This is a genomic window from Pseudoalteromonas prydzensis, assembly GCF_001661495.1.
Taxonomy (GTDB): domain Bacteria; phylum Pseudomonadota; class Gammaproteobacteria; order Enterobacterales; family Alteromonadaceae; genus Pseudoalteromonas; species Pseudoalteromonas prydzensis.
On record NZ_BDDT01000002.1, the window covers coordinates 336,980 to 351,355 of the forward strand.

Annotated in this window: 17 protein-coding genes; all 17 read left to right on the plus strand. The window is 41.7% G+C overall.

Features of this window, described 5'->3' with window-relative positions; genetic code table 11:
• Nucleotides 1-8: 8 nt before the first annotated feature.
• The 17 genes from A7968_RS05895 (at nucleotide 9) to A7968_RS05975 (ending at nucleotide 14,375) form a co-directional block, all read left to right on the plus strand.
• The gene (locus A7968_RS05895; RefSeq protein ID WP_064665652.1) at nucleotides 9-1,118 is read left to right on the plus strand and encodes a flagellar basal body P-ring protein FlgI; all 1,110 of its coding nucleotides are present in this window, start codon (nucleotides 9-11) and stop codon (nucleotides 1,116-1,118) included.
• Nucleotides 1,119-1,133: 15 nt separating this feature from the next.
• Complete coding sequence (locus A7968_RS05900) at nucleotides 1,134-1,610, plus strand: rod-binding protein (RefSeq protein WP_064665653.1); 477 nt, start codon at nucleotides 1,134-1,136, stop codon at nucleotides 1,608-1,610.
• 6 nt (nucleotides 1,611-1,616) lie between these two features.
• A complete protein-coding gene (gene flgK / locus A7968_RS05905; RefSeq protein ID WP_064665654.1) occupies nucleotides 1,617-2,951 on the plus strand; it encodes a flagellar hook-associated protein FlgK in 1,335 nt (444 codons plus the stop codon).
• Nucleotides 2,952-2,960: 9 nt separating this feature from the next.
• Nucleotides 2,961-3,860, plus strand: a complete 900-nt coding sequence (gene flgL / locus A7968_RS05910) for a flagellar hook-associated protein FlgL (protein WP_064665655.1) — start codon at nucleotides 2,961-2,963, stop codon at nucleotides 3,858-3,860.
• Between the two features lie 26 nt (nucleotides 3,861-3,886).
• On the plus strand, nucleotides 3,887-4,915 hold the full coding sequence (locus tag A7968_RS05915) for a hypothetical protein (RefSeq protein WP_064665656.1): 1,029 nt from the start codon (nucleotides 3,887-3,889) through the stop codon (nucleotides 4,913-4,915).
• Between the two features lie 171 nt (nucleotides 4,916-5,086).
• Nucleotides 5,087-5,926 (plus strand): flagellin N-terminal helical domain-containing protein, encoded by an 840-nt coding sequence (locus A7968_RS05920; protein WP_064665657.1) that lies wholly within the window; start codon nucleotides 5,087-5,089, stop codon nucleotides 5,924-5,926.
• Nucleotides 5,927-6,020: 94 nt separating this feature from the next.
• The gene (gene fliD / locus A7968_RS05925) at nucleotides 6,021-7,313 is read left to right on the plus strand and encodes a flagellar filament capping protein FliD (protein ID WP_064665658.1); all 1,293 of its coding nucleotides are present in this window, start codon (nucleotides 6,021-6,023) and stop codon (nucleotides 7,311-7,313) included.
• A gap of 11 nt (nucleotides 7,314-7,324) precedes the next feature.
• Complete coding sequence (gene fliS, locus A7968_RS05930; RefSeq protein WP_064665916.1) at nucleotides 7,325-7,717, plus strand: flagellar export chaperone FliS; 393 nt, start codon at nucleotides 7,325-7,327, stop codon at nucleotides 7,715-7,717.
• A gap of 283 nt (nucleotides 7,718-8,000) precedes the next feature.
• Nucleotides 8,001-8,312: a hypothetical protein gene (locus A7968_RS05935; RefSeq protein WP_064665659.1), complete on the plus strand. Its 312-nt coding sequence runs from the start codon at nucleotides 8,001-8,003 to the stop codon at nucleotides 8,310-8,312.
• A complete protein-coding gene (locus A7968_RS05940) occupies nucleotides 8,309-9,676 on the plus strand; it encodes a flagellar hook-length control protein FliK (protein WP_064665660.1) in 1,368 nt (455 codons plus the stop codon). Before A7968_RS05935 ends, A7968_RS05940 begins: the two co-directional genes overlap by 4 nt.
• Nucleotides 9,677-9,694: 18 nt before the next feature.
• A complete protein-coding gene (locus tag A7968_RS05945) occupies nucleotides 9,695-10,132 on the plus strand; it encodes a flagellar basal body-associated FliL family protein (protein ID WP_064665917.1) in 438 nt (145 codons plus the stop codon).
• A 9-nt stretch (nucleotides 10,133-10,141) separates the two neighbouring features.
• On the plus strand, nucleotides 10,142-10,864 hold the full coding sequence (gene fliA, locus A7968_RS05950) for an RNA polymerase sigma factor FliA (protein WP_064665661.1): 723 nt from the start codon (nucleotides 10,142-10,144) through the stop codon (nucleotides 10,862-10,864).
• A 15-nt stretch (nucleotides 10,865-10,879) separates the two neighbouring features.
• Entirely contained in the window at nucleotides 10,880-11,743 is an 864-nt protein-coding gene (gene motA, locus A7968_RS05955; protein ID WP_064665662.1) for a flagellar motor stator protein MotA, read from the plus strand.
• On the plus strand, nucleotides 11,744-12,742 hold the full coding sequence (locus A7968_RS05960) for a flagellar motor protein MotB (protein ID WP_064665663.1): 999 nt from the start codon (nucleotides 11,744-11,746) through the stop codon (nucleotides 12,740-12,742). It abuts the gene before it with no gap.
• Nucleotides 12,735-13,133: a PilZ domain-containing protein gene (locus A7968_RS05965; protein ID WP_064665664.1), complete on the plus strand. Its 399-nt coding sequence runs from the start codon at nucleotides 12,735-12,737 to the stop codon at nucleotides 13,131-13,133. Before A7968_RS05960 ends, A7968_RS05965 begins: the two co-directional genes overlap by 8 nt.
• Before the next feature lie 17 nt (nucleotides 13,134-13,150).
• Nucleotides 13,151-14,038 (plus strand): hypothetical protein, encoded by an 888-nt coding sequence (locus tag A7968_RS05970; protein ID WP_064665665.1) that lies wholly within the window; start codon nucleotides 13,151-13,153, stop codon nucleotides 14,036-14,038.
• A 7-nt stretch (nucleotides 14,039-14,045) separates the two neighbouring features.
• Nucleotides 14,046-14,375: a FliM/FliN family flagellar motor switch protein gene (locus tag A7968_RS05975; protein ID WP_064665666.1), complete on the plus strand. Its 330-nt coding sequence runs from the start codon at nucleotides 14,046-14,048 to the stop codon at nucleotides 14,373-14,375.
• Nucleotide 14,376 lies beyond the last annotated feature (1 nt).

A 14,376-nucleotide genomic window follows, 5' to 3' on the forward strand; every position in this document is an offset into this window, starting at 1 on the left:
GCACTGATATGAAAAAGATATTCTTACTCATCATGATGATCAGCAGCTTTATTTCACCAATCTATGCAGAGCCTTCTTCACGCCAGTTGCTTGAGTTAGTCGATGTTTTGGGTGTACGAGATAATCAGTTGGTTGGTTATGGCTTAGTTGTTGGTTTAGCGGGCTCTGGTGATAAAGCCCAAGTGAAGTTCTCGGCACAATCACTTAATAATATGTTGAAACAGTTTGGCGTAACTATGGATGAAAGTCGCCTGCCAAAATCAAAGAATATTGCTGCTGTAGCAGTGCATGCAACCCTACCTCCTATGGCAAGCCCAGGGCAGGCAATTGATGTAACAGTTAACTCTTTAGGCGACGCAAAGAGCTTGCATGGTGGCAGCTTAATGTTAACGCCATTAAAAGGAATTGATGGCAAAGTGTATGCGCTAGCGCAAGGGAATTTAGTGGTGGGGGGCATGAATGCCAGTGGTAAAAATGGCTCGTCTGTGACCGTCAATGTGCCTACATCGGGCATTATTCCTGATGGCGCTATTATAGAACGTAATGCAGCAGACATGTTTCAATTACAGCCTAATGTTACCTTAAACTTAAAAGAGCCAAATTACCAAACGGCTCGCAATATCGTAAAAGCAATCAATAAAGTGTTTGGCCCTGATGTAGCGACTGCTGAAAATTGGGGACGTTTAAAAGTCAGCGCGCCTATCGATGCCAATAGCCGCAATACGTTTATGTCTATGTTACAAGATATTCGTGTTGAGCAAGGTTCGCAGCAGCCTAGAGTTATTTTTAATAGCAGAACAGGCACCGTAGTTATGAATGAGCTGGTTAAGGTTAATCAAGCTGCGGTCAGTCACGGCAATCTCACGATTACTATTACGGAAGTTGAAGGAGCGTCACAACCAAACGCTTTCGCAAATGGCAGAACAATGCCATTACAATCAAGTAATGTTGATGTGCAAGAGCAGCGTAGCGGTATGTTGTTAATGCCAACGGGCACCTCGCTGGATGAAATAGTTAAAGCGATAAATGCATTAGGCGCGACCCCAAGTGAACTTATGTCTATTTTAATTGCGCTTGATAAGGCTGGCGCCTTAGAAGCCGAACTACTTGTTATTTAACCAAGGAGCGACACTATGACAATTGAGTTAACTAAGTCAGATTTAAGTGCCATGCAATCACTTGCTATTGACCCCGCACAGATCCAACAACTGATTGCTAAAAACCCGCAAGGGCAGGGGCTTGCACAAGCAGCAGAACAATTTGAAGCTATTTTTTTACAGCTCGTTTTAAAGAATATGAATGCTGCTACAGAAGCTATGTCGTCGGGCAATGGTTTTTTTGCCAGTAAAGAGCAGCAGCAATTTCGCGATATGTATGATGCCCAAACAGCACAGCATATGGCAGCAACCAATCAATTGGGCCTCGCTGAAGCGATTGTTCGTCAGTTTGATGAAAACTTTGCCCCAGTTGAAAATAAATTTAAGGAAATGGCAGAAGTCGTCGCTGATCATAATCTAGAGGTGAATGATTTTACAGGTCAAACTGCTCAAGTTGAGCAGTTAAGTGGCCGAGCATTCGCGCAATCACTTAATATTATTCCGATCAGGTAATACGCTATGTCAATGATAACCAATGCCATGAGTGGCTTAAATGCAGCGAATGTCGCGATGACAGTGGCAGGCCAAAATGTCGCAAATGCAGCAGTAGATGGTTACTCTCGCCAAGCAGCAAGTTTCGCAACGAGCAATTCGTCTTTGGGTGGTGTGTATGTCAGTTCAGTTGATCGCATTGTTGATGCTTTTTTAAATGATGATATTTGGCGCACACAATCTGACTTATCTTACTATCAAAGTAAGCAAACATACTTAGGTTATATAGAAGAAATTGTTGGCACAGACTCGCTTAACTTTAATGATGCAGTGACAAAAATCACCAATGCATTTAATGCTGCTGCCAGTACTCCTGATTCAGATGCGTATCGTCAGCAAGTTATTTCTTCTTCCAAAGCAATGTTACAAGACTTAGCGCAAATGGATGGTGCATTATCAGGGCAACTTGATAAGTTAAGTTTAGAAATGACGAATTTGGCGTTAAATACCACGTCTTCAGCTAAACAAATAGCGGATGTAAATAAAAGCATTGTTCAAGCACAGGCAAATCAGCAGCCTAGTGCAGAATTAAAAGATAAACGAGAGCAATTAATTAAAGAGCTATCAGCGCAAATTGGCATTGCAGTGACAGATCGTGCTGATGGCAGCCTTGATATAAGCACCTTAAGTGGTGCACCACTGGTGATAGGAACATCGCCAGCTACCGTGAGTGTATCGGGTACAGTAGTGGCAACGCAATATAATGGTCAAACATTTGCCCTTAATGAACATGTTGGTGGAAAATTTGGTGGCTTGATCAGTGCTGACTTGCAAGTCATCAAACCGACAGTAGAAAAGCTCAATGAGTTAGTTAAAAGTTTTGCAGATGATGTTAATAATGCGCTATCCCAAGGGTTTGACTTAAATGGTGATGCAGGTATAGCGTTATTTACATATAACGCGGCTAACCCGCTTTCAACAATTAATATTAATCCCGAAATGAGTGTCGATAAACTTGCTTTAACGGGTGGCGAGTATGATGCTAGTGGCAATTGGATTGCAGCAGGTGGCCCAGGTGATAACGGTAATATTGCCAATATAATTACCGCGATTCAAAGTAATGATGATGGCTTTTCAGTGTTAGTGGGTGACTTAGGAATTGCCAGTAAACAAAACCAAAATAGCGCAACAACGTCTGACGTATTGCACAATAACGCAGTACTTGCCCGCGACAGTCGCAGTGGCGTGAACCTGGATGAAGAGGCTGCAAACTTAATGCACTTTCAGCAAATGTACAGTGCAAATGCCAAAGTGATCACCACCGCAGATCAAGTGTTCAATACTTTGTTGTCAATGTTTTAAGGGTAAATTATGCGTATTAGTAGCCACCAATTCCACTTAAATTCGATTAAAAATATTCAACATAACACCGCGCAGTTTAATCAGGCATCGGTGCAACTATCCACTAATGAGCGTATTGCAAAACCTTCTGATGATCCGCTTGGGGCTGTGATGTTATTAAAGTTAGAAAGTGAAATAGAGTCATTGTCGCAATATAAAAAAAATATGGATGCGGTGAATTTTTCCCTTGGACAACAAGAAGTTCAGTTAACCGGTATTGTTAATCAAAGTTATTCATTACAAGAGCTAATTACAACAGCTGCTGATGGCTCTATGGGCACTGAACAAATACAAGCACTTGGCCAAGAGATGCGGGTGATTTTTCAAGGCATGGTGGATTTAATGAATGCTCAAGACGGTGAAGGACGCTATTTATTTTCTGGCAGCGAAACTAGCAATAAACCATTTACCGTCGATGCGACAGGTAATTACGGCTATAACGGTGATAGCCGCGTGCGAGAAGTTGCAGTGTCGTCTGATTCAAGTGTGCTTACCAATATTTTAGGCGCTGACTTAGACCCCAACGCGAACTTTTTAAACGCCATGCAAGATTACATATCGTTAGTATCTAACCCGCCAGCGGCAGGGGTTGGTGATGAGTCTCGAGCTATGCTTGATAATTTATCTGATTATTTGGGTCATATTACCAGTCAAATTACCATTATTGGTGGCACCATGGCCTCGTTAGATTCATTAGCAACCAGCAATCAAGATATCAGTACTTTTACAACAAATCTGCGCGAAGACATTAGCGCTGTCGATTACCCCGAAGCCTACATTAATATGAATGAATCAATGGCAGCATATGAATCATCAATGCGAGTGTATGCCAATGTTACCCAGCTTTCATTGTTCTCATACATTAAATAGTCAGTGTTTTAAAGGAATAGCCAATTATGCTTGTTCAAAGTAGCGAAAAGCCCACTCAGGTTGAATCAATAAAAACAACCAGTACCACTGCGCATACACAGTTGGGTAAAGTCGCAACGAATGATGATAGCCAAGCAAAAAGTTATCCTCCAGAGCAAGGTCAAGTAGCCATTTTGTCTCGTTGGGCTAAAAAAGGGCAATTAAGCCAAGCGTTAGCTCAAGTTGAGCATCGGGAAGTGACAATAAAGCAAATATATTCGAGCTTAGAAAAGTTGGCAAAACAACTAAAAAGCATGTCAAATACAGATGCAATTTCGCCGCTTAACAGCCACAGTATGTCGCAGCAAATAACGCAATTACAACAGCAAGCTAAAGCACCAAACTCGGGCTTAAATTCGCAGCTAAAAATGGCGCAAGCAAATAGTCAAGAGGTGCGGCAACTCAATAGCAAGGTGGATTTAATTTCCGAGCGTCCGCATGATGAAAATGTGCAGTTATTGCTTGGCCGCAGCGGCAAGGCTGTGCACATTAAACTACCTGCAGAGCAAAGTGAAGCGCAAAACCTAAATACAGTCATCGCTGCATTTGCTAAACACAACATTAAGGTTGAGGTGAATCGTCAGAATCGCTTGGTTTTTAGTGCTTCTGCAGAGCACAGTGACTTACTTAAAGAAGCGTGGGTAATGACAGGACAAGGAGTGCGAGTTGCTGCGGGAAATCCTATTTCACTGCAATTGAGTGAGCTAGACAGCCCTTTAGATCAATTGGCTGACTCGGTAAAAAAACAACAAGATGTTGCTGCGCATTTAGAGTTTATCAAGCAAGCGCAGCGGCAGTTAAAAGTGAATTTACTGCAAATCCAAGCACAGCACCGTGAACTTTCAGCACAATTGCAACAAATTGAAAAAAACACCGTTCAGGCTGACTCGCAACAGATCAGTTTATTGAGCCTATCAGTGAAAGAAAAAATGATGACACCAAATGTTGATAATGTTGCCGTCATCACAGCTCAAGCAAATATGACACGCAATATGGTGAAGTATGCACTTACTTAACCCTGCGATTCTTATTTTAATCCCCCCCCGTAATCGCGACTTTATCTCGCGTTTTTAGTTGTTGAAACAAAGATTAATAAAAAAATAAAAATAAAATTTTAGTTTTTCAAATTGATGGTCGCTCTTAGTTAATGAAAGTTAAATAAATAAAAATTCACAGGAGAATTTAAAATGGCTTTATCAATTCAATCAAACATGGCTTCACTTTCAATCCAAAATCAACTTAATAGCAGTAATAGCGACTTATCTGTTGCACTTGAGCGTTTAGGTTCAGGTTTTCGCATCAACTCAGCAAAAGACGATGCTGCTGGCCTACAAATCGCTACACGCTTAAATGCACAGGTTCGTGGTCAAGAAGCCGGTCTTTATAACGGTAATAACGCAATGTCTATGATGCAAACCGCTGAAGGCGCGTTTGAAGAAATGACAAACATTGCATACCGCATGAAAGAACTTGCAACACAAGGTGCCAGTGACACTAACGGTGCAGGTGAGTGGACCGCGCAAAGTGCAGAGTACACAGCCCTTGCTTCTGAGCTTACTAATATTATGGATAACACCTCTTTTGGTGACGGCACAACACTACTGAATGCCACTGGCAAATTTGGTGCCGGTCAAGTTGACTTCCAAGTAGGCGCAAGTGCGGCTGAAACGCTAGGTGTTGATATCTCAACTGAGCTTGGCAACGTAACTACAGCAATTGGTAATGCTGCGGCATTTACTGATGTTGCAACGTCACAGGCTCAAATTGCTTTTGTTGACACCATCATTAATGAAATTGGTACAGCGCGTTCAGGTCTAGGTGCAACAATGAATCGCCTTGACCACACCATGAACAACGTAACAAACATGAAAGAAAACACACAAGCATCTGCAGGCCAATTAATGGATGCTGATTTTGCCAAAGAAACGTCAAATATGACTAAGCAACAGCTACTAATGAACTCAGGTATCTCAGTTCTGAGCACTGCGAATAGCACAACGCAAATGATTGGTTCTTTACTTCGTTAATCAGTCATTCTTAAAAGCATCGCGTTGCGATGCTTTACAATAACGAAAGCATTTTTTGTAAAGTGCTTTCGTTATCGTTTACAGGAGCATTCATATGTCATCAGCGCTAAGTATCGATCCGGCTAACCTAGCGAGTCAATATACGCAAATTGAACGACAGGCTAAAGACCAGATATTATCGACACAATACAAAAAATATAATAATCAAATAAAAGCTTTTACGGATTTAAAAACTAACTTATCCAATTTCTTTGATGCCCTTGATGATTATCAAAATCCTGAGAATGGATTATTGAGCAACACAGCCGCGGTGAGTAATGACGCTGCTATGTCTATTACCACTTCGGCAGATGCAGTGAGCGGTGATTATGATATTTTTGTTGAGCAAACTGCCCAAGCACACCAAATTGCACTGAGTTTTGACCCAACACAGCCGTTGGCAACTGATGGCGAATTTGGTGTAAGTTTGGGCGCAGATAGCTTCTCTGTTGATCTAACCAGTTTAGCTGCGGGCGCAACCCTTAATGACTTTGCAAGTGCAATTAACAACCATGTTGATAACACGGGTGTCAAAGCCACGGTAATGCGTTCGGGTACAGAAACGTTTTTAGTTTTAACAAGTGATGAAACCGGGGCTGCGAACACGGTTGCAACTACATTCACCCCAGGCACTGATGCCAATGGAGCTAACATTACTAACGCCATTGCGACACAGCAAGAGTTAACCAGCGCTCAAGATGCGATTGTTAAACTCGGTGCCAACTCAAATATAACGGTGACATCGGCCAGTAATCAGCTCGATGATGTGATTGATGGTGTCACTATTAATTTAACTCAAGCGCAGCAAGCCGGTGATACACCAATACATGTCTCTATCGCCCAAGACAATAAAGAAAGCGTAGAGAATATTCAGCAGTTTATAGACAAATTTAATACCTTGCTTAGCTCTATCACAGGCAATGATGCCTTGAAAAGAGATGTAATGGCGTCTGGAATAGGGCGTTCATTGCGTAATGACTTTCAAGGGGAGTTTGCAGGGCAAACATTGTTTTCCGTTGGTATTGAGTTTGATCGTTATGGCAAGCTCAGCGTTGATACCACTAAGCTAGAAGATGCCATTGCGAATCAGCCAGAGCAATTAACGCAAATGTTAACGGGCCCCGATGGCCTCATGGCAAAGCTTGAGCAACGCGTTGAGCCATACACAAAAAGTTATGGCTTGATCAATGACAAAAAGAACACTTTGCAAGCAAGTTTAAATTTAGTGGTTGATAAGCAACAGCGTCATGAATACTCAATGGAGCAAGTTTATAACCGTTACTTATCACAGTTTACTCAGATGCAAATTACGATTTCGAAATTAGAGTCATCAATGGGGCAATTTTAATGGGGATGAATATGTTTGATCTAAATGATGGTTTCTCAGCTTATAAAAGCACCTCCGTCGAAGGGCGGGCAGCGGGTGCGGATATTCATAAATTAGTGTTGATGTTATTTGATGGTTTTTTAGATGAACTAGAACGTGTTGCTGGGCATATTCAGCAGCAGCGTTTTGATAAAAAAGCTGACAGTATTGAAAAAATGATGCGGATTTTAGGTGGCTTAGAAGCATCACTAGACACAGAAAAAGGCGGTGAAGTGGTCGTGAATATGCAGCAACTTTATGATTATTGTGGCAGTACTTTAATGACCGCGAGTTTAAAAAATGATTTAACAGCCTTAGCTTCTGTGCGGGAAGTGATGCAAAACTTACAGCAAGGGTGGGCTGGGCTTGGTAGTCAAGCAGCATAAAAGGGTTTTTCGTTCTGGAACCAAAGCCAGCTGTAGCAACAGCTGGCTTTTTTATTTTTATATAACTCTATGAAATTGTTTTGATTATTATGTGACCAAGCGGTTTTTAGTTTACTTCCCACACTTCCGATAAGCGGAAGTATAACTTCCGTTCTTGATTTTAAATTTAGTTGTTTTCTTTAAATATCAATAGCTTGTATTTTGGAATGCTTTTTGCTGGTTAAGCTGGTGTTAATGCAGTTTTGAATCGTTCGTTACTGCTCGTTTAAAAGAAATAGTCGTGATGAATAAACAACAAACAGAACAAAAAATTCAGACCTTGTTGCAAGCTATGTCTAGCGCCATTGAAAAACAGCAATGGCAGAATATTCGTCATGTCGATCAAGAGCTTGTACTAATAATAGCAGAAGCCAAAGTGGCCCCTTGGTACCCAGCTTGGCAACCAAAAATGCAACAGCTAAAGTCGCAATATCAACATTTTCTTGCTGTGTTAAATGCGCAACAAGATGACTTGCATGGAAAAATGAAACAGCACCAACGTGACCGCGATGGCATTATCGCTTATCAGCAGCTTGTTGGAGGAAATCAGTTATGAAAGGGCTCCCGCTTTCTCAGTTAGTCACGACTGAAATGACAGCAAAGTCAACAGTGTCAGTAAATTTTTCTCAAGCGCCCTTGCTACCATTTGATTTAATCGCACACGATCAATCGCCACAATCGTCAATCATTGGCGGTGATTTTTTAAGTGAACAAGAAGACGTTATAGCGTTTGTTATGCCACCACTTAGCCATGATAAAGCGCTGAAAGCGGATGTTTTAGCTAATAACTCCGAACAGCAAGAGGTAAGCGTCCATGTTGCTGCCAGCATTAATGTATCACCTGCAATAGCACAATTTACCTCTGCTGCAAGACAAAAAGCAACATTAACAACTGCAACCGATAATAACCTTAATAACACGTACTCAACTAACAGCAAAGCGCTAACAGCACAAACTCAAGTCTCAACCAAATTGGCAGCCTCCCTCTGGATGTTAAATGCTGTCAATTTAGCCGGCGAAGGAACGCGGGCGCTTTATTCAATCGCCCAGCCTGAACAAAAACTCGAACAACAACGAGTTGATGCTACATCAGTGTATCAAGATATGCTAACTGGGCAGCATCAAACTAGCTTGCTGGCGATGGTGCATTCACAACAAAGTCCACCAATTCATCATCAAGACGTTAATATAGAACCAAGCATCGCATCAACACAAGGCATGCTAAAGCTAGCTAAGGCGGATATTACAATAGCTAGGCAAGCAAATGAAACTGGTTCAGACTATTCACACGTGCATATAGCTAAAAGCAATGTACCTCAGCAGCAAATCGATATAAGTAAAGAGATAGACCCCAAAAATAACTCTGTACATACCCCACTGCAAAATAAAGATAAACCAACGATACAACCAGTTATTAGCAATTTAAATGAAGTTAATCGTGGGGTACAGGCTCATTCTGTGCCTGTCATTGAGCATACTCAAATGATACAGCAATGGCGAACAGAGACATTGTCTGGCAACCAGAGTGAGTGGGGGCAAAGGCTGTTAAATGTGTTGCACGACAAGGTTAATTTACAAATAGGGCAGCAGGTCCAGCGGGCGCAGATCCGTCTTGATCCCCCTAACCTCGGTAGTATCGATATTAGTATCAGTATTGAAGCTGAAAAAACCACAGTGCATATCGTAGCGAGTAACCCGCAAATACGGGAGGCCATGCAACAAACATTAGAGCAATTAAGGCAATCACTCGTCAGTTCAGAGCAATCGGCTGTTGCTGTTGATATCAGTGATAAACATGAGCAACAGCAACAATCACAACACTTTACACATGAGCAACAGATCAAAACCAATCAGCTTAATGAGGCAGCTGAACAAATTACCTCTAAACATCAGCAAGACTGGTTGAATAGGTTGATATAAAGAATGGGAGTTAATACCTTGAAAAAATTACAGTTAGCAGTCATCGCCTTGGTGTTATTAGCACTAGGATACTTCGCAGCAAGTTATTTTCAGCAACCACAGGCCCAGCAAGCACCGGCAAAGCTAATTGACAAACCAGATGTTAAGTATATGGCAATGGAGCGTTTCATTATTAGTGTTGCAGATGATGAATATGCTCGTTATCTCGTACTGGACCTAAGTTTAGGTTTTGCACCTACATTACAAAATGAAATGGATGCTGAAACCTTTATGCCAGTATTGCGCAATGTTTTAGTGAAAAATTTTGCCAATATGGACCATGGGTCAGTGCGTAACACGTTTACTGATGTTGATAAGGTTCAGCTCAATTTACGCTCTCAATTTAATACTGTATTAGCAAGTAAATCATCTCTTGAGCTTGCTGACGTATTGATAACTAATGTTTTCATTCAATAGAGAACGCCCATGTTAGTAGAACAACAATGGCCCAATGCTGATGCAGCGCAGACTAGCTTATTGAGTGGGGCTGTAGAAAGTGAATTACTAGAACGTTATGCCTATTTAGTAAAACGTGCTGCAGCACATATGCGTACCCAATTAGGTGTTGTTGTTGATATGGATGATATTCAGCAAATTGGATTAGTGGCGCTATTGTCATCCATTCGTCGCTATGGTCGAAACGTGGATGAGCAGTTTGCGGCCTTTGCATTTAAGCGCATCCGTGGCGCTATGCTTGATGAATTTCGTCGTATTGACTGGCGTGGTCGTCAGCTAAGACAGCAATCACACCAACTGCGCGATGCAACTCGTAAATTATTGAAACAGCTAGGTCGTGAGCCGAGTGACAGTGAGTTATGCCAAGAGCTAAACATTGATTTAACGCAGTTATTAAAGCTTCATTATGCTAGCCAAGCTGAAGCCATTGATAGCTTAGAAGGACTGCTTGGCGGCACAGAACAGTTCAGCGATGCAGGCCGTCAATTATCTAATACTGAAACTGCACTGATGTTGCAAAAAGTGCTGGCTACATTGCCGGAACGCAATAAATTATTGCTGCATCTTTATTACAGCCACGAAATGAATATGAAAGAAATCGCGCTCGCATTGGATTTAACCGAAGCGCGTGTGTGTCAGCTACATAAACAAGCGTTAGACGCATTAACACGCAAATTACAACAAAGTGAATAACCGGGAAAAACAATCATGCAAAGAATTTTAGGATTAATAGTTGTGCTAGCAGCCGTATTAGGTGGCTTTGCTTTTGCTGGTGGTAATTTAGCGAGTATGTGGCAGCCTGCTGAGTTCGTCATCATTTTTGGCGCCAGCTTAGGTGCGCTAATAGTTGGTAATTCTCGTTATGTACTTAAAGAAATGCTAAGCCAGTTGAGGTATCAATTTTTTAATAACAAAGAATATAACAATAAAGATTTATACCACGACTTATTAATGGTGGTGTATTCCTTATTAGAGTTGGCACGTTTAAAAGGTATTAAAGAGCTGGATGACCATGTTGAGAACCCTGATACTAGCTCAATTTTTTTGGCTTACCCGCAAGTAACTGCATTTCCACAATTAGTCACCTTTATTTGCGATAACTTACGCTTGTATAGCATGGGAAAGATTAGTCCACATGATTTTGACGCCATGTTAGAGCTAGAGATTTTCACCATTGAAGAGCAAAAATCAAAACCTGCGAATGCCTTGGCTGATATAGCTGAAGCCATGCCAGGATTTGGTATTTTAGCTGCGGTTGGCGGCATTATTATCACTATGCAGCATTTAGATGGACCGTTAAGTGAAATCGGCTATCACGTAGCTGCTGCGTTAGTGGGCACCTTTATTGGTATTTTTGGTTGTTATTGCTTAATGGCGCCGCTGTCATCAGCGATGCACCAATATGTGAAAAAGCAAATGGCTATGCTGGAGTGTGTTCGCGCCATGTTAGTGGCCCATGCAAAAGGACATGTAGCGATCGTTGCGACTGATTCAGGCCGCAAGTTAATCACCGAAGAAAGTAAGCCGTCTTTTACCACGATGGAACAGTGGATCAATAACAGGGCAGCATAAATGACTAATCCTAACGCTAACCCTATTATCATTCGTCGCAGCCGCAGAACAGTAAACAAAGAGCAGCATCGTGGCGCATGGAAAGTGGCTTTTGCTGATTTTACCTTAGCAATGATGGCATTTTTTATGGTGCTTTGGATCATGGCTATCACAAACGATCAAGAGCGCAAAGATATAGCTCATTACATGCGTACGCATTCAATTTTTGATGGTAGTCCCGCTATTTTTGAGCCGGGAAATAGTCCGTTTCCGGTTGATTTAGGTGGCTCTCCATCCATCGTTGATCACAAGGCGTCAAACCGATTGCCACCCGATAATCCGCGTCCAGGTATGAGCGAATATTTAAAAGTTCCAAAAGGTGACCATGCGCCTATGGCAGGTAAGGGCGATAAGCTGAATTCTGTTATAGACAATGAATTTGCAGCAACCAGTGATTTAAGTTTGCTATTAAATAGCTTCCAAGATTTAGCGAAAGAAGAGTTGTTACAGCAAAATTTGCAAGTTGAAAAAGTGCAATCAGGCCTTCGTGTCATTATTAAAGATGACAAAAACCATCAAATGTTCGCTCGCTCCGAACAAACGATGTCACCATTTTTTGAGGATCTCTTTTTACATTTAGGTGGCTTGTTCGAAAACATAAATAACAAAATCATAATATCCGGTCACAGTGATGCCAGTGCTTATAAAGGCAATCATTACAGTAACTGGGATTTATCCGGCGCACGGGCATTGCAAGCCAGAAAGATCATGGTAGCGGGTGGCATGTTGCAATCTCAAGTGATGCAAGTAAATGCTTTTTCTGCAAACCGTTTAATTAACGTTGATGATAAGTTTGCCAGTGAAAATAGACGAGTAGAGATCCTGATACTGACAAAAAAAGCCGAAGCTGAATTAAATCAAATGTTTGCTGAAGATAATGTCAATAACCCTGTAAAAAAGGCTGCCAGTGCAGCGACTGCAAATGAACCTGTTTTACGTTCGCAGGGGCTACATGAATAAATTCGCAAAATCAAAACGTAGCCACCCGCGTTGGTCATTATTCAATGCGAGCCGTGAGATCCCAGCAGCAATGCAGCAGGGAGGAATTGCCGTTAAGTTACATCATCCATGGTTTTTTAATTACTTTTTATGCCGCGCTGTGATTAAAGATATCAGTGTCGGTGGCGCAGGAATTTTAGTGCCCAGTGAGCATCGATTACCACGCAAGATACGCGTGTCGTTCAACAGCACAAATAGCTTTATTGGCATTATTAAATATACCCGTACTGTGACTGAAAAACTTAATTTTGTTGGCATTGAATGGCAAGCAAAAGATGAATTAAAACGCATTGAACTCGTTGCTGAATTACAAAAACAAGCGCGTCAAGCGGCAGCGTTTAGCAGTAAATAGAGGCTAGTAGGAAAATTATGAAGCAAACTGTAAAGCCAAAAATAAAACTCTACAAGGCTGAGCAAGCTAAAGCGTGTATGCCGTATGCAATCACGCAGCAGCAGAGACAATATGAAGTTGCCTATCAACGAGCTGCTGAGTTTAGTTTACACAAAGCCGTTGAATTTGAGTTAGCACAGTTATTTAACGATAGCCAGTTTGCTGTCGATATCAACCTTTGTTCACATAGCACGTTACAAAGTTGGCTCGGTGAAGCCAAGCGAGTGTTTTTTAAAAGTACGGTGTTTGAGCCTATTGATAGCGATGCTTACATTGCTCTGGATTATAAAAGTGCACATCGTATGGCTGATCTTTGCTTAGGTGGTGACTTGAGTCAACCAAGTACAATGATAGTGGATAAGTCCCCCCCAGAGTTAAGCCTAAGCGAAAGTCGTATTTGCGCCAGATTACTGCAAAAGCAAGTACAAGGCATTCAAGAACTCCTATTTAAAGAACGAGCGTGTTTGTTAGCTGAGCCGTGTAGCACCAATAACTTACCCAGTGCCGTAAATTACTTGGCATTTAAAGTTCGCTTGATCCTCGATAATGATGTGATCAGTTGGTTTATTTGGCTACCTGTGGCGTTTTTTAGTTACGCTAACAATAAAGCAGAAGCAATCGAACAGCCACAGTATCTCAACATGTCAAAAAGTCATGAGTTTTTGGTACAGGGCCGTGTTGAGATGGCACAAAAGAAAGTCACACTAAAGCAGCTTAAAGCTGCCCTCAATGGCGAAATTTTAGCAATCGAGCTGAGCGAACCTGCGCCGTTTAAATTAGGCAAAGACACCATTTTTACAGGCCAAATTGTAGAGCAAGATGCAGCATTGACCTTTCAAATCATAAATAACTTCAATAAAGAGTAAACCAATAATGAGCGATAACCTTGATGATGCCTTAGCCGGCTTAGAGCTAGACGGCTTAGACGATTTAACCACTTCTCCAAGTGAAGACAATGATATGTCGATGTTTGCCGATGTGCCGTTAACTATCACACTGGAAGTAGCGAGCACAGAGCTCACCTTAGGTGAGCTGTCACAGGCAACACATGGCGATGTACTGCGCTTAGACAAAGCGGCTGGAGAGCCAATGGATGTGAAAGTGAATGGCGTTTATTTTGCTAAAGCTGAAGTGGTGATGGTTGATGGCCAGTATGGCATTAAATTTATTGCTCATGATAAGCAAATTGAGGCGGATAAATAAT

What these genes read in the sequence shown, in the direction of transcription:
- A7968_RS05895 (WP_064665652.1), top strand. Translation starts at nt 9, where the DNA reads ATGAAAAAGATATTCTTACTCATCATGATGATCAGCAGCTTTATTTCA.
- A7968_RS05900 (WP_064665653.1), top strand. Translation starts at nt 1,134, where the DNA reads ATGACAATTGAGTTAACTAAGTCAGATTTAAGTGCCATGCAATCACTT.
- flgK (WP_064665654.1), top strand. Translation starts at nt 1,617, where the DNA reads ATGTCAATGATAACCAATGCCATGAGTGGCTTAAATGCAGCGAATGTC.
- flgL (WP_064665655.1), top strand. Translation starts at nt 2,961, where the DNA reads ATGCGTATTAGTAGCCACCAATTCCACTTAAATTCGATTAAAAATATT.
- A7968_RS05915 (WP_064665656.1), top strand. Translation starts at nt 3,887, where the DNA reads ATGCTTGTTCAAAGTAGCGAAAAGCCCACTCAGGTTGAATCAATAAAA.
- A7968_RS05920 (WP_064665657.1), top strand. Translation starts at nt 5,087, where the DNA reads ATGGCTTTATCAATTCAATCAAACATGGCTTCACTTTCAATCCAAAAT.
- fliD (WP_064665658.1), top strand. Translation starts at nt 6,021, where the DNA reads ATGTCATCAGCGCTAAGTATCGATCCGGCTAACCTAGCGAGTCAATAT.
- fliS (WP_064665916.1), top strand. Translation starts at nt 7,325, where the DNA reads ATGTTTGATCTAAATGATGGTTTCTCAGCTTATAAAAGCACCTCCGTC.
- A7968_RS05935 (WP_064665659.1), top strand. Translation starts at nt 8,001, where the DNA reads ATGAATAAACAACAAACAGAACAAAAAATTCAGACCTTGTTGCAAGCT.
- A7968_RS05940 (WP_064665660.1), top strand. Translation starts at nt 8,309, where the DNA reads ATGAAAGGGCTCCCGCTTTCTCAGTTAGTCACGACTGAAATGACAGCA.
- fliA (WP_064665661.1), top strand. Translation starts at nt 10,142, where the DNA reads ATGTTAGTAGAACAACAATGGCCCAATGCTGATGCAGCGCAGACTAGC.
- motA (WP_064665662.1), top strand. Translation starts at nt 10,880, where the DNA reads ATGCAAAGAATTTTAGGATTAATAGTTGTGCTAGCAGCCGTATTAGGT.
- A7968_RS05960 (WP_064665663.1), top strand. Translation starts at nt 11,744, where the DNA reads ATGACTAATCCTAACGCTAACCCTATTATCATTCGTCGCAGCCGCAGA.
- A7968_RS05965 (WP_064665664.1), top strand. Translation starts at nt 12,735, where the DNA reads ATGAATAAATTCGCAAAATCAAAACGTAGCCACCCGCGTTGGTCATTA.
- A7968_RS05970 (WP_064665665.1), top strand. Translation starts at nt 13,151, where the DNA reads ATGAAGCAAACTGTAAAGCCAAAAATAAAACTCTACAAGGCTGAGCAA.
- A7968_RS05975 (WP_064665666.1), top strand. Translation starts at nt 14,046, where the DNA reads ATGAGCGATAACCTTGATGATGCCTTAGCCGGCTTAGAGCTAGACGGC.